Origin of the sequence: Halogeometricum rufum, from assembly GCF_900112175.1 — an archaeon.
GTDB lineage: Archaea > Halobacteriota > Halobacteria > Halobacteriales > Haloferacaceae > Halogeometricum > Halogeometricum rufum.
This window is the reverse complement of the sequence record NZ_FOYT01000001.1, coordinates 1,853,680-1,866,272: the sequence shown is the minus strand read 5'-3', so window position 1 is coordinate 1,866,272 and position 12,593 is coordinate 1,853,680. Positions and strand designations below refer to the sequence as shown.

The window sequence follows — 12,593 nt, the reverse complement described above, 5'->3', positions numbered from 1 at the left end:
CGCCGGTGTTCATGAGCATGAACGAGCCGGTGCCGTAGGTGTTCTTGGCGTCGCCGGCGTCGAAGCAGGTCTGGCCGAAGAGGGCGGCCTGCTGGTCGCCGAGGGCGCCCGCGACGGGAATCTCGGCGCCGAGGAAGCCGCTCGCGTCGGTCGAGCCGTAGGTGGCTTCGTCCGAGGAGGGGCGGACCTCGGGCAGGAGTTCTGCGGGGACGTCGAACTCCTCGAGGAGTTCGTCGTCCCAGTCCATCTCGTGGATGTTGAACAGCATCGTCCGGGATGCGTTCGTGACGTCGGTGACGTGGTTGCCGGTGAGTTTGTAGATGAGCCACGAGTCGATGGTTCCCATCATCAACTCGCCGTCCTCGGCGCGGTCACGGACGTCGTCGGGACGCATCCGCGCGAGTTTGATCTGGTCGGTGTTGTCGAGCAACCACTCGGCCTTGGTCGCCGAGAAGTACGCGTCGGGTTCGAGGCCGGTCTTCTCGCGGACCCACTCCTCTTTGCCCTCGTCCTGAAGCGTCTCGATGCGGTCGGTCGTCCGGCGGTCCTGCCAGACGATGGCGTTGGCGATTGGTTTGCCCGTCTCGCGGTCCCAGATGAGGGTGGTCTCGCGCTGGTTGGTGATGCCGATGGCCTCCAACTGCTCGGCGTCGACGCCGGCCTCTTCGAGGGCGTCGTGCATCACCGCCTGCGTGTTCTCCCATATCTCCTCGGGGTCGTGTTCGACCCACCCCGGTTCGGGGTAGATCTGTTCGTGCTTTCGATACGCGTTCGTGACGACTTGCCCGCCGTGGTCGAAGACCATGAAGCGGGTACCCGTCGTCCCCTGGTCTACCGCTCCGATATACGTTCCTTCTGTCATGTCACACCAGCTCCGGTTTCGGCAGGGTCGGTACCTACCGCTGACGCCACCGCCACGCGGCGAACGTGTTAACAGACCGCAAGAACTATGATAAATGTTTCTTAGTATTCATGTTCCGGAACGTCGCCGTTCTAGACAGGTGAGCGTACCGCGGCGCCGTCGCGGCGTTACATCCATAGGTGTTCGGACCAACCTCTACCGATGACAGACGATACCGAGGTGCTGGTGGTCGGCGGCGGCGCGACGGGGACGGGTATCGCTCGCGACCTGACGCTTCGCGGCGTGGACGTGACGCTCGTCGAACGCGGCGGTCTCGCGTCCGGCACGTCCGGCCGGTCCCACGGCTTGCTCCACAGCGGTGCCCGATACGCCGAGGCCGACGCCGTGGGCGCGCGCGAGTGCATCGAGGAGAACCGAATCCTGCGGGAGATAGCCGGCGACTGCATCCGCGACTCGGGTGGCCTGTTCCTGCAACTCCCGGCGGACGACCCCGACTACTTCGAGGCGAAGCGGGCGGCCTGCGAGGAGATAGGCATCCCCGCGGAGACGCTGTCGGGCGACGAGGCGCGGGCCGAGGTGCCGGGCCTCTCCGAGGACGTCGAACGGGCGATGAAGGTGCCCGACGGCGTCGTCTACCCCTCGCGCCTCCTCGCGGCCAACGCCGCGGACGCCCGCGACCACGGCGCGACGATTCTGACGGACGCGCCCGTCGAGGGCGTGCGCGTCGCGGACGGCGAGGTGGTCGGCGTCGACGTCGGCGGGTCGGTGGACGGCACTATCGCCGCCGAACAGGTCGTCAACGCCGCCGGGGCGTGGGCGGGCGAACTCGGCGCGATGGCCGGCGTCGGCCTCGAGATGCGCCCGACGAAGGGCGTGATGGTCTCCGTCCGGTACGACGGACTCGGTCCGGCACTCAACCGCGCCCGCGACCCGGCGGACGGCGACATCATCGTCCCGCACGACGGCGAAGTCGTGTTGGGGACGACGAGCATCGAGGTGGACGACCCGGACGACTACGAGGAGTCCGAGTGGGAAGTCGAGGCGATGGTCGAGGCGTGTTCGGAGATGCTGCCGGCCGTCCGCGACGCCGACCACGTCCGGACGTGGTGGGGAGTCCGCCCCCTGTACGCGCCGGACGAGAACTCTCGCGAGGGCGCGCGCGGCATCTCCCGGGGCTTCTTCTGCATCGACCACGCCGACGACGGCGTCGACAACCTCACGAGCATCGTCGGCGGGAAACTGACGACGTACCGACAGATGGCCGAGGCGACGGCGGACCGCGTCTGCGAGAAACTCGGCGTCGAGGCCGACTGCCGGACCGCCAAAGAGCGACTCCCCGGGGCGGACGACCCCGAGCGGTTGGACGCTCTCGTGGCGGAGTTCGGCGGCGCGGGACCGACGGACGAGGACGTGGTTCGCCGCTGAGACGCCTCCGGTCGACGGTCCGGATTAACGGTCCGTTTCGCCGCACAGTCTCCCCGTTCGTGCAGATTACTAATCGCATCTCGTCACCGACACGACGGCATGCGTCGCAACACACGCAGTCAGGGTCGGACGACGAGACGAACGTTCCTCGCGGGAATCGGGGCGGCGGCGACGGTGTCGGCGGTGGGCGTCGCCGGAGCGAAACCGGACGGCGCGCCGCGGAAGGTGGTGCTCCGGTCGAAGGACGCGGACGCACTCGCGGCGCGGGCGTTCCCGACGACGGACGAGGCGTACTCGAAGCGCGGGTCGTGGTTCACGACCGGTGACGACGCGGACGGGCCGGCGGGGACCGACAAACTCCAGTTCTACCTCGTCCCGACGGCGAAACCGCTGAACCTCGGGTCGTTCACGCTCGGGGACGTGCAGTCGCTCACGTATCACACGAAGAAGGTGGGCGCGCCGGTCGACGGGAACAACGCGCCGAACATCTACGTCAACGTCTACACCGAACCCGACGGCGTCGACGACACGGCGTCGTGGTACGGCTACAGACTGACGCTGGAACCGTACCTCTCGCGGAACCTCTCGGCGCCCGCGGACGAGTGGGTGGAGTGGTCGACGGAATCGGGGACGAACCAGCTGACGGTTTTCGACGCGGCGAAGGCGGGCGTGTTCGGGTTCTACGGTCAGCCGACGCTACAGGAATTGCAGTCGGGAACGGTGAACTGGCAGCAGGACTACGGCTACGGCGTCGACGAAGAGATAGACTACGCCTCCGAGGTGGTGAAGTTCATCGTCTTCGACACCGGGAGCGGGTGGGCCGACAGCTACGAGGGCTACCTGGACGCCATCGAACTCGTGGTGAACGCGGGCCGCGGCAACTCCGGGAAACCGACCGCGCTCAGAATCGAACTGGAAGCCTGAGTCGGCGGACGGAACGGACGGCGACGCGCCCGTCGGCCGGCGCGTCGCTCAGACTAACGCCTCTTCGAGCAGTTGGAGGGGGTGTTTGATGTCGTAGCCGGTGCCGTGTTCCATCTGCATCGAGCAGGTCGGACACTCGGTCATGCCGACGTTCCCCTCGGCGTGGCTCATGTGGTCGAACATCTCCTCGCCGATCTTCATCGACGTCTCGTACTTCTCCTCCTTCCAGCCGTACGTTCCCGAGATGCCCGAACAGGAGTCGCCCACGTCCTCGATGGTGACGCCGTCGAGTTCGCGGAACAGTTCGACCGCCTGCCGGTCGAGCCCCTGGTTCCGGGCGTGACACGGCGCGTGGTAGGCGAACGACTGCTCCTCGACGGAGGCGCTCTCCAGTTCCGATTCGAGGTCCTCGTGGATGCGGAGGTACTCCATCGCCTCGTAGGTGTGGGCGGCGACTTCGGCGGTGCCGTGGAACTCGAACAGTTCGGGGTACTCCTGCTTGAGCGACATCGAACAGGAGGTACAGGACGCTACCACGTCGTACCCCTCGTCGATGAGGTCCGAGAACTCCGAGACGTTCACCTCCGCGGCGCGTCCGGCGTCGTCGAGCATGCCGTTGGCGAACATCGGCGTGCCCGAACAGCGCTGTCTCGGGACGGCTATCTCGTAGCCGAACTCCTCGTAGACGCGGACGAGCGCTTTCGCCACCTCGGGCGTGTTGTAGTTCGAGTAACAGCCGTGGAAGTACGCGATGCGCTTGTCCTCCGAGGACACCTGCGCGCCGCCGCGTTCGGCCCACCACTCGCGGAACGTCTGCTGTGCGAACTCGGGGAACTCGCGTTCGGCGGTGATGCCGAGCGTCTTCTCGTACAGCGTCTGCACGAGGGAGTTGCCCATCACGAAGTTCGCCAGTCGCGGCACCTTACTCGCGAACTCGGCCGAGAGGCGGTAGTTCGCGAGAATCCTGTTCCGGATGTACTCCCGGGAGAGCTTGTCCATCTGCTCGTCGACGTACTCCCCGCGGGCGGTGTTGTGCATCTGGCTCAGGGGGACGCTCGACGGGCACGCGTCGTCACAGCGCATGCAGTTCGAACACGACATGATGGAGTCGTCGATGTCCTGGTCGTCCTTGCGCTTCAGCCGCCACTGTTCGGGGCCCTGGAACTTCGGGCCGGGGAAGTCGTCGTTCACCTCCGCGACCGGACAGGACGTGTCGCAGGAGGTACACTTGTAGCAGTTGTCCGCGCCGGGGCGGAGGTCCATCTCCGTCTCGTCGTCGAACACCTGCACCGGTTCGAAGTCGCTCTGTTCGTCTGGGGTCGGGTTCGTTGGGTTCTCTGCGTCGCTCATGTGGTCAGGCTTCCTCCCCCGCGCGGCCGCCCGCGACGGCCGCCGTCGCCAGCGAGACACCGCTCGCGGAGTGTTCGCGCGCCACGTCGGCACCGCCGACGACGCCGCCCGCGGCGCGGAGATTCGAAAAGTGTGGTTCGCCACCCGCCGTGGTGGGTCGCAGTTCCTCGTCGGGGACGACGCCGAACCGCGCGAACGCGTGGTCGCCGAACGCCGCCGACTCCGACCAGTCGTACCGGTCGTCGGGGTGCGGGACGTGACAGTCGAAGACGGGTTCGGTGACGCTCTCGCGGTCGGAGTCGATGCCCTTGCCGACGAGTCCGCCCGTCGCGAGGACGAACTGCTCGGCGTGGTAGGGGACGCGCTTACCCTGTCGGTCCACGTACACCGCCTCGATTTCGCCGTCGTCGGACTCGTAGCCGACGGCGGGGTTACCCGTGGCGATGCGCACGCCCGCCTCGTCGAGGGCGTCGAACAGGCGGTCCTCCAGTTTGAGGCCGAGGAGGCTCGGCGGTCCGGTCGGCACCTCGAACACCGTCGCGCCGAGGCGGTCGGACAGTTCCGCGCGCACCTCGTCGTCGTGCGCGTCGCCGAGCATCGCCGGGAAGCCGACCCGGTCCTCGCCGTCGAGGCGGTCCTTCACCGTCTCGGCGAGGGCGCGGCGGACGCCGACGCTCCGGTCGTCGGCCGACTCGTCCTCGTCCAGCGCCTTCGCGAACCGGGTCACGCGGGCGTCGTCGCGGAACGCCTTCGGGAACGGGACGCGGACGCCCCGCGTCTCGAACGGGACGCCGGCGGCCGCGACGTGGTCGGCGACCACGCGGGGCGCGAAGTCCGTCGTCCCCTCGAAGCCGACGAACAGGGTGTCCTCGGCGACGCTGGCCAGTCCGGGTTCGACCGACGCCGGATACCGCGCCGTCGGCTTGACCGTCCCGCCGTACGTCGGGACGAGGGCGTTCGCGTCCGTGTGACCGCCGGCGTACATCCCGCCGACCGCCTCGTCGAACAGGCGGAGCCCCTCCCTGACGCCCTCCTCCCCGACGACTCGGTACGGGTGGTCCGCCGGCAGGTCGGCCATCGCGGCGTAGGGGTCGGCGCGCGGCCCCTCCCCCTCGACGTAGCCGAGGACGTCTATCAGCCCGCTGGCCTGCCTGAGCGTGCTCTTCTTGTGCGCGACGACGCGGACCGACTTGCCCGTCTCCGCGGCCGCGAGGGCGGACGTGGCGGCCGCGAGACCGCCGCCGACGACGAGGACGTCGTCACGAATCGGCATCGGAGACACCCCCGTCCGTCGCCGCCCGGTCGTCGTCCGCCGCGCCCGACGACCCGCCCGCCGCCGCCGTCACGCCCGCGCCGGCGTCGAACGCGGCGAAGTCGACGCCCGACTCCGAGGCCGCGGGGTCGCCGCCGCGGTTCATCGTCGTCGCGTGGAGCATGTGCTTCAGCATCGCCTGCGAGAGCTGTTCGCCCCAGAGGGCGTGTCGCTCTCCCTTCCAGCGCTCCTGATACAGTTCGTCCAGCGACTCGCGGACGACGAGTTCGCTGTGGTCCTCGAACAGTTCGTTGGCCATCCGGTGACAGCAGAACGCGCCCTGACAGTTGCCCATCGAGGCGCGGGTGCGGATGCGGACGCCGTTCAGGTCGGTGCCGGAGTGGTCCATCGCGTCGTGAATCTCCGCGCGCGTGACGGCCTCGCACTCGCAGACGACCGGGTTCGGCCGGTTCCAGTCGCCGAGGACGTCGTCGGTGCGGGAGCCGAGTCGCTGGGCGCTCCGGCGGCCGACCGGGGAGCGAATCCCGAACTCGTCCATCCAGTCGCGGAGGACGGAGAAGTCGTCGGAGCCGGGGAGCGGAACCTCTGCGGTCCGGCAGTCGGCCTCGACGCCGACCTTCTCGCAGACGTGGTCGGATATCTTCTCGGCCATCATGCGGTAGGTGGTCAGCTTTCCGCCGACGATGGAGGACATCCCGGGCAGGTCGTCCCGGTCGCCGTGGTCGAGGAGGAAGAAGTCACGCGTGATGTCCGTCGGGTCCTCCGTCCCCGTCCCCGGCGGTTCGTACAGGGGCCGGACGCCCCAGAACGAGCGAATCGTCCGGGCGTCCGCCAGCATCGGGACGAGTTCCGACAGCGTGTCTATCATCAGGTCGACCTCCCACCCCTCCTCGGGGTAGTCCTCGGGGTCTTCGACCTCCTCGTCGGTCGTCCCGAGGATGCACGTCGTCTCGTGCGGGACGACGATGTCGGCGTCGCCCTTCGGCCGACACCGGTTGATGACGGTGTCGACCTGGCGGACGTTCATGATGGTCATGACGCCCTTCGAGGGGCGGACGGCCACCTCGACGCCGGCCATCTCCCCGATCTGGCCGGCCCACGCCCCCGTCGCGTTCACGACGTAGTCGGCGTACATCTTCTCGTGCGTGCCCGGTTCGCCCTGCGCGATGCCGAGGTGGGTGTCCCCGTGGAGCACCTCGACGCCGACGACTTCGCCGTCCTCGACGAGGACGTCCACGACTTCGGCGTGCGGTTCGACGCGCGCGCCGTGGTCGATGGCGTCAGCCGCGTTGGCGACGCAGAGGCGGAACGGGTCGATTGCCGCGTCCGGGACCCGGATGGCCCGCTTGATGTCTTTGGCGAGGTACGGTTCCATCTCGCGGGCCTCCTCGGCGGAGAGCACCTCCGCGGGGATGCCGCACTCGCGACAGCCCTCCAACTTCTCCTCGAAGTACTCGTCGTCGTCCTCGGGCCGTTGGACGAACAGGCCGCCGGTCATCTCGACGCAGTGGCTGGCGATACGTCGCAGGACGCGGTTCTCCTCGATACACTCTCTGGCGGACGGCTGGTCCGACACGGCGTACCGTCCACCGCTGTGGAGGAGGCCGTGCATCCGGCCCGTCGTCCCGTGTGTCAGGTTCCCCTTCTCGACGAGGGTCACGTCGAGTCCGCGCATCGCGAGGTCGCGCGCGATGCCGCACCCGGTGGACCCGCCGCCGATGACGAGGACGCTCGGCGTTTCGGTCATCTCACTTTCGACAGGTGGGTCCGACAGCACTTTATTTTACCTCTCGTCCGGGACCGTCAGTAAATTAATTCTCCGCGACGTATTCACGACCCGAACCGGTTCGAGAAACACCGCTCAGGCGCTCTCTGACGCGTACTCGACACGGTGGGTGCTCGAACGCCGCAAACATTCACGATAGTTATCGATAGTTACGCCCACTCTCAGCTCCGGCTGACTCTACCGGTCGGTGATAGAACTGGAGTCGCAGCGAGTCGGTCACGAGCCCGAAATCGACCGGCTCTCGGACCGCTCGATACCGGGAGTTTTTATCGGTCCTCGGTGAAGCAGCCACCACCCGCCGACTCGACGATGAGACTCACCGACCGAATCGACAGGCGACGGCGACGCGGTGACGGAACGCGCCGCCTCGTTCGCAACCTCTCCGCACTGGACCCCACGTCCCACCTCGCGGAACCGGTGGGTCGCGGGGCGACGCTCGAACGCCTGCTCGACCGACTCGACCCGGCCTTCGACGGCCGTCTGCCCGATAACCTCTGCGTCGTCGGGCCGAAGGGGGCGGGCAAGTCGGCCGTCGTCACCGCACTGTTCGACCACCTCGACGCGACGACGCCGTCCCGCGGGGGGACCATCGGGACGACGACGCGCGCGGCGGCCCCGCCGACCGTCGAGTTCGCCGCCGTCGACGCGCGCGCGGCCGACTCCGAGTTCGCCCTCCTGCGCGCCGTCCTCGCCGAAGTCGCCGCCGCCGACGTGCCCGAACAGGGTGTCGGTACCGCCACCCTCCGTGACCGACTCCGCGCCGAACTCGACCGGTCGCGCCGCCTCGTCGTCGCCGTCGACCACGTCGGCGAGTCGCGGACGGTGCCGCTCGACACGCTCGACTCGGCGTTCGAGTCGGTGGCGGGGTCGCTCTCCTACGTCGCCGTCGGCCGCGAGTTTCCCGACGCCTCGGTGGAGACGGTCGAGGTGCCGCGTTACGACCGACACGCGTTGGCCGACGTGCTGACCGCCCGCGCGTCCGACGGCCTCGCCCGCGACGCCGTCGACCACGAGACGGTGAGCCGGGTGGCCACGTGGGCCGACGGCGACGCGCACGACGGCCTCGCGGCCCTGTTCGGCGCGTCCGTCGCCGCCGCGGGGGAGGACGCGACGCACGTCGACGCCGAGTACGTCGCGGCGGGGCGCGAGGCGGTCCCTCGGGGCGGGTGTTCGCTCGCCCGCGTCCTCGCCCTCCCGGCGAGTCGCCGCCGCGTCCTCGCCGTCCTCGCGTCGCTGGACCCCGCCGACCGGCCGTCCGTCACCGCCGCCGCCGACGCCGTCGCCGCGGACCCCTCGGTGGACCTCTCGGCGGCGACGGTGAAGCGCGTCCTCTACGAACTCGCCGAAGACGGCGTCCTCCGGCGCGTCGAGACGGGACGCGACGACGACGGCCCCGGCCGACCGCCGACGCGGCCCGAGGCGAACTTCTCGACGGTGGTCTTCGAGCGACTCGGCGGCGACGGAGCGAATCGCCTCGGGCGGTGATTCTTTCTCTCCGTGCGCCGAAGCGCGGTCACATGGACTCCGACGCTCCGCCCCTCGTCCTCGACATCGACGGGACGCTCACCGACGACCCCGGCGCACTCGACCCGCGCGCGTTCGACGTCCTCCCCGAGTGGCCCGCGCCCGTCGTCCTCGCGACGGGGAAGGCGTTCCCGTACCCCGTCAGTCTCTGTCACTACCTCGGCATCGACAAGAACGTCGTCGCCGAGAACGGCGGCGTCGTCCTCGCCGACGAGACGGTGACGTACACCGGTGACAGAGAGCGCGCACAGGCCGTCGCCGACGAGTTCGTCGCTCGCGGTGGCGACTTGGGCTGGGGGGCGTTCGACGAGACCAACTACTGGCGGGAGACCGAGATAGCGGTGAACCGCTCGGCCGACGAGGAACTGCTCCGCGAGGTGGCCACCGAGTTCGAGATGGAGGTCATCGACACGGGGTACGCCTACCACGTGAAGACGCCCGGCGTCGAGAAGGGCGTCGGCTTCGAGCGCCTCTGCGAGACGCTGTCGATGGACCCGACCGAGTTCGTCGCCGTCGGCGACAGCGTGAACGACGCCTCGACGTTCGGCGTCGTCGGCCGGTCGTTCGCCGTCGCCAACGCCGACGAGGCGGCGACGGCCGCGGCCGACGAGGTGCTGACCGAGTCGTACATGGACGGCACGCTGTCGGTGCTGGAACGCCTCCGGGAGTAGGGCGTTTCGGGTCCCGGACCCTCGGTCCCGGTCCGGCGTCGTCAGTCTCGACCCGGCGTCGTCAGTCTCGACCCGGCGTCGTCAGTCTCGACCCGGCGTCGTCTCGTCTTCGACCCACGACGCGTACGCCGGCAGCACGTCGGCCTCGTCGAACCGTTCGATGCAGGGCACGTCGTGCGGGTGTTCCGCCTCGATTCGGTCGCGGAGGGCGTCGTACCGGTCGTCGGTCGTCTTCGCGAGGAGGATCACCTCGCGTTCCTCGTGCACCTCGCCCTCCCAGCGGTACACCGAGTCGCAGTCGACGCGGTTGACGCAGGCGGCGAGTCGGTCCGCGACGAGCGTTCGGGCGAGTTCGTCGGCGGCGTCCGGCGGCGCGGTGACGTAGACGGTGGGCACGGTCGGTCTCGGCCGTCTCAGGCCTCCGCGCCCTCGTCTTCGAACGGTGCGAACGTGCCGTTGATATCCCACTCGTGGATGCAGTAGGGACTGCCGACCTGCCGGTCGCCGTCGTCCTCGGCCACGCGCCACGTCGTCTGCACCGCGTCCCACCGTTCCACGCGACCGCACCGCTCGCAGGTCCGTCTCGTCGGCGTGCGGAGTTTCGGTTCCGTCATCGGTACGTACGACGACGACTCGCAGCGTTAAGTTTGCTGCTGCGGCAGGCCTCCGCTCGCCGAGGTCCGCAGATTTAGGTCGGCTCGTGGGGAACGGTTCGTATGGGCTTTCACACGTTCGACGTGGACCGCGCGGAGCAACTCGACGACGAGGGGCGCTACCGGTTCTGCTCGCGCGAGGAACTGCTCTCGCGTCTGGGCCCGCACGCGGACGCCGTCGTCGCCGACCTGGGAAGCGGGACGGGGTTCTACACCGACGACGTGGCGCCGCACGTGGGGACGTGCTACGCCGTGGACGTGCAGTCGGAGATGCACGAGTTCTACCGCGAGAAGGGCGCGCCCGACAGCGTGGAGTTCGTCACCGCCGACGTGTCGTCGCTGCCGTTCGAGGACGACGAACTCGACGCCGCGTTCTCGACGATGGTATACCACGAGTACGCCACCGAGGCGGCGTTCGACGAACTCGCCCGCGTGGTTCGACCCGGCGGCCGCGTCGTCACCGTCGACTGGTCGAAGACCGGGACGGGGGAAGACGGCCCGCCGACGGACGAACGGTTCGGTCTGGGCGACGCCGTCTCCGCGTTCGAGACCCACGGGTTCGACGTGACCGAGGCGACGAACCGCAGAGAGACGTTCGTCTGCGTCGCGCGGAAAAGATAGGACGAACGTCCGGAATTACCTCCCCGTACTAGGACAATCTAGGTGTGAATATCGAATATAGTTGTATGAGGGCAACGCTTATCCGACGTAGTGTGACAACTACTAACATGGTCATGAACCACGCGGAAGTGGACCCCTATCGGACGACCGAGGGTTACTACGAGTGTCGCGACTGCGGGGCGCGCGTCTCCGGCACGTCGGTGACGACGTGCGAGGAGTGCGGGAGCGACGCCGTCTTCAACCTCTCGGTTCCGCGGGAGTAACCCGAAGGGTTCGCTCGGTCGAACAGCCGGTCGTATCGCCCGTAACCGCCCGCGACTCGGGACTCTCGCTCAGTCGAGGCCGCCGCTCGTCGCCGCCTCGTCGCCCGTCTCCTCCTCGATCCGTTCGTCGTCTATCTCCGCGAGTCCCGCGTAGCGGTCCACGAGGAGGACGACGACTGCGCCGACGACGGCCGTCGCGGCGAAGACGCCGTACGCCTCCGTCGTCCAGACGCGGCCGAGTTCCGCCAGTTGCTCGCCCGTCTTGGCGATGGGCGCGCGGAGCGCGCCGACGATGAGTGCGACGAGGAACGCCAGCGTCGGTTCGCGGTAGTGCTCCAGCGCCCAGCGGACGGCGTGCGCGACAGTGAGCAGACCGACGACGGCGCCGAGCATGAACGCGACGACGACGACGCCGTTCTCCGCGACGGGCGCGAACGACCCGCCGACGACCAGTCCGAGGACGCCGTCGACGAACGACTTCAGCGCGCCGGTCATGTGTTCGTACTGCCCGAGGAGGATGAGCAACAGCGACCCCGAGATGCCGGGGAGAATCATCGCGCTGACGGCGATAGCGCCGGCGAGGACGGTGACGGGGAGACCCGTCCCGAACGACGCGGCGGCCTGCCCGGAGACGACGAACGCGAAGGCGAAGCCGGCGACGGCGGCGACGATTCGGGACGGCGTGTCGACTTCGACTTCCGAGAACAGCACCCACGCGGAGGCGGCGATGAGGCCGAAGAAGAAGCCGAACGTCGGCACCGGATAGGAGGTGATGCCGACGTGGACGACGCGGGTGATGCTGACGACGGCGACGGCGATACCGCCGCCGAGGGCGACGAGGAACCCGACGTCCATCTCCTTCAGGGCCGCGACGGCCTCCGCGCGGCCGCCGGGGGTGACGCCGCGAAGCACGTCCACGATTCGACCGGGGGAGACGGCCGTGACGGCCGCGATGAGTCGTTCGTAGATTCCGGTCACCAAGGCGATGGTGCCGCCGGAGACGCCGGGGACGGCGTCGGCGGCGCCCATACAGATGCCTTTGAGGAAGACGACGACCCACGAGGCGGTGAGTTGCCCGCGAGCGTCGTCCGAGGGCTTCGACATGGAGGGTCGTTCGTCGTCAGGGTACTCCCGTGTTTCGCTCCGCGCGAGTGCGTGCGACTCGGCTGGCGTCGCTGGGAGTCGGCCGCGTCCGGTGTCAGCTTCCGAGACTGGGGCGAACGTTCAAACGCTCACGACGA

General features: G+C 68.8%; 13 protein-coding genes. 6 read left to right on the top strand and 7 right to left on the bottom strand.

Annotation, left to right across the window (positions count from 1 at the left end; translation table 11 throughout):
- Positions 1-862 (bottom strand): FGGY-family carbohydrate kinase (locus BM310_RS09550; RefSeq protein WP_245778453.1); only part of this gene is annotated, 862 nt, incomplete at its 3' end.
- A 201-nt stretch (positions 863-1,063) separates the two neighbouring features.
- On the opposite strand from BM310_RS09550, the gene BM310_RS09545 reads away from it, so the two are divergent.
- Positions 1,064-2,287: an FAD-dependent oxidoreductase gene (locus tag BM310_RS09545; protein ID WP_089806888.1), complete on the top strand. Its 1,224-nt coding sequence runs from the start codon at positions 1,064-1,066 to the stop codon at positions 2,285-2,287.
- Between the two features lie 99 nt (positions 2,288-2,386).
- Positions 2,387-3,211, top strand: coding sequence for a hypothetical protein (locus tag BM310_RS21375; RefSeq protein ID WP_089806886.1), 825 nt, complete (start codon positions 2,387-2,389; stop codon positions 3,209-3,211).
- Positions 3,212-3,259: 48 nt separating this feature from the next.
- Here the strand turns inward: BM310_RS21375 and BM310_RS09535 are convergent, their stop codons facing one another.
- Genes BM310_RS09535 through glpA form a run of 3 tightly spaced genes read right to left on the bottom strand, consistent with a single transcriptional unit; the run spans position 3,260 to position 7,581 of the window.
- Entirely contained in the window at positions 3,260-4,561 is a 1,302-nt protein-coding gene (locus BM310_RS09535; protein ID WP_089806884.1) for an anaerobic glycerol-3-phosphate dehydrogenase subunit C, read from the bottom strand.
- Positions 4,562-4,565: 4 nt separating this feature from the next.
- Complete coding sequence (gene glpB / locus BM310_RS09530; protein ID WP_089806882.1) at positions 4,566-5,834, bottom strand: glycerol-3-phosphate dehydrogenase subunit GlpB; 1,269 nt, start codon at positions 5,832-5,834, stop codon at positions 4,566-4,568.
- Positions 5,821-7,581: an anaerobic glycerol-3-phosphate dehydrogenase subunit GlpA gene (gene glpA / locus BM310_RS09525; protein ID WP_089806880.1), complete on the bottom strand. Its 1,761-nt coding sequence runs from the start codon at positions 7,579-7,581 to the stop codon at positions 5,821-5,823. Before glpA ends, glpB begins: the two co-directional genes overlap by 14 nt.
- Before the next feature lie 348 nt (positions 7,582-7,929).
- On the opposite strand from glpA, the gene BM310_RS09520 reads away from it, so the two are divergent.
- Together BM310_RS09520 and BM310_RS09515 are read left to right on the top strand one after the other, a co-directional pair.
- A complete protein-coding gene (locus BM310_RS09520; RefSeq protein ID WP_089807135.1) occupies positions 7,930-9,105 on the top strand; it encodes a Cdc6/Cdc18 family protein in 1,176 nt (391 codons plus the stop codon).
- Positions 9,106-9,137: 32 nt separating this feature from the next.
- Positions 9,138-9,815: an HAD-IIB family hydrolase gene (locus BM310_RS09515; protein WP_089806879.1), complete on the top strand. Its 678-nt coding sequence runs from the start codon at positions 9,138-9,140 to the stop codon at positions 9,813-9,815.
- A gap of 81 nt (positions 9,816-9,896) precedes the next feature.
- On the opposite strand, the gene cutA is transcribed toward BM310_RS09515, so the two are convergent.
- Positions 9,897-10,211: a divalent-cation tolerance protein CutA gene (gene cutA / locus BM310_RS09510; protein WP_089806877.1), complete on the bottom strand. Its 315-nt coding sequence runs from the start codon at positions 10,209-10,211 to the stop codon at positions 9,897-9,899.
- 17 nt (positions 10,212-10,228) lie between these two features.
- Complete coding sequence (locus BM310_RS09505) at positions 10,229-10,429, bottom strand: HEWD family protein (protein WP_089806875.1); 201 nt, start codon at positions 10,427-10,429, stop codon at positions 10,229-10,231.
- Between the two features lie 102 nt (positions 10,430-10,531).
- Here BM310_RS09505 and BM310_RS09500 point away from each other — a divergent pair, with 102 nt between their 5' ends.
- On the top strand, positions 10,532-11,089 hold the full coding sequence (locus tag BM310_RS09500) for a class I SAM-dependent methyltransferase (RefSeq protein WP_089806873.1): 558 nt from the start codon (positions 10,532-10,534) through the stop codon (positions 11,087-11,089).
- 107 nt (positions 11,090-11,196) lie between these two features.
- Complete coding sequence (locus BM310_RS20930) at positions 11,197-11,352, top strand: rubrerythrin-like domain-containing protein (protein ID WP_143105134.1); 156 nt, start codon at positions 11,197-11,199, stop codon at positions 11,350-11,352.
- A gap of 69 nt (positions 11,353-11,421) precedes the next feature.
- Here BM310_RS20930 and BM310_RS09495 read toward each other — a convergent pair whose 3' ends face one another.
- Positions 11,422-12,456, bottom strand: a complete 1,035-nt coding sequence (locus BM310_RS09495; RefSeq protein WP_089806871.1) for a DUF368 domain-containing protein — start codon at positions 12,454-12,456, stop codon at positions 11,422-11,424.
- Positions 12,457-12,593 lie beyond the last annotated feature (137 nt).

Bases quoted from the DNA above. Each gene is read 5' to 3' on its own strand.
- BM310_RS09545 (WP_089806888.1), top strand. From the start codon at position 1,064: ATGACAGACGATACCGAGGTGCTGGTGGTCGGCGGCGGCGCGACGGGG.
- BM310_RS21375 (WP_089806886.1), top strand. From the start codon at position 2,387: ATGCGTCGCAACACACGCAGTCAGGGTCGGACGACGAGACGAACGTTC.
- BM310_RS09535 (WP_089806884.1), bottom strand. From the start codon at position 4,561: ATGAGCGACGCAGAGAACCCAACGAACCCGACCCCAGACGAACAGAGC.
- glpB (WP_089806882.1), bottom strand. From the start codon at position 5,834: ATGCCGATTCGTGACGACGTCCTCGTCGTCGGCGGCGGTCTCGCGGCC.
- glpA (WP_089806880.1), bottom strand. From the start codon at position 7,581: ATGACCGAAACGCCGAGCGTCCTCGTCATCGGCGGCGGGTCCACCGGG.
- BM310_RS09520 (WP_089807135.1), top strand. From the start codon at position 7,930: ATGAGACTCACCGACCGAATCGACAGGCGACGGCGACGCGGTGACGGA.
- BM310_RS09515 (WP_089806879.1), top strand. From the start codon at position 9,138: ATGGACTCCGACGCTCCGCCCCTCGTCCTCGACATCGACGGGACGCTC.
- BM310_RS09505 (WP_089806875.1), bottom strand. From the start codon at position 10,429: ATGACGGAACCGAAACTCCGCACGCCGACGAGACGGACCTGCGAGCGG.
- BM310_RS09500 (WP_089806873.1), top strand. From the start codon at position 10,532: ATGGGCTTTCACACGTTCGACGTGGACCGCGCGGAGCAACTCGACGAC.
- BM310_RS20930 (WP_143105134.1), top strand. From the start codon at position 11,197: ATGGTCATGAACCACGCGGAAGTGGACCCCTATCGGACGACCGAGGGT.
- BM310_RS09495 (WP_089806871.1), bottom strand. From the start codon at position 12,456: ATGTCGAAGCCCTCGGACGACGCTCGCGGGCAACTCACCGCCTCGTGG.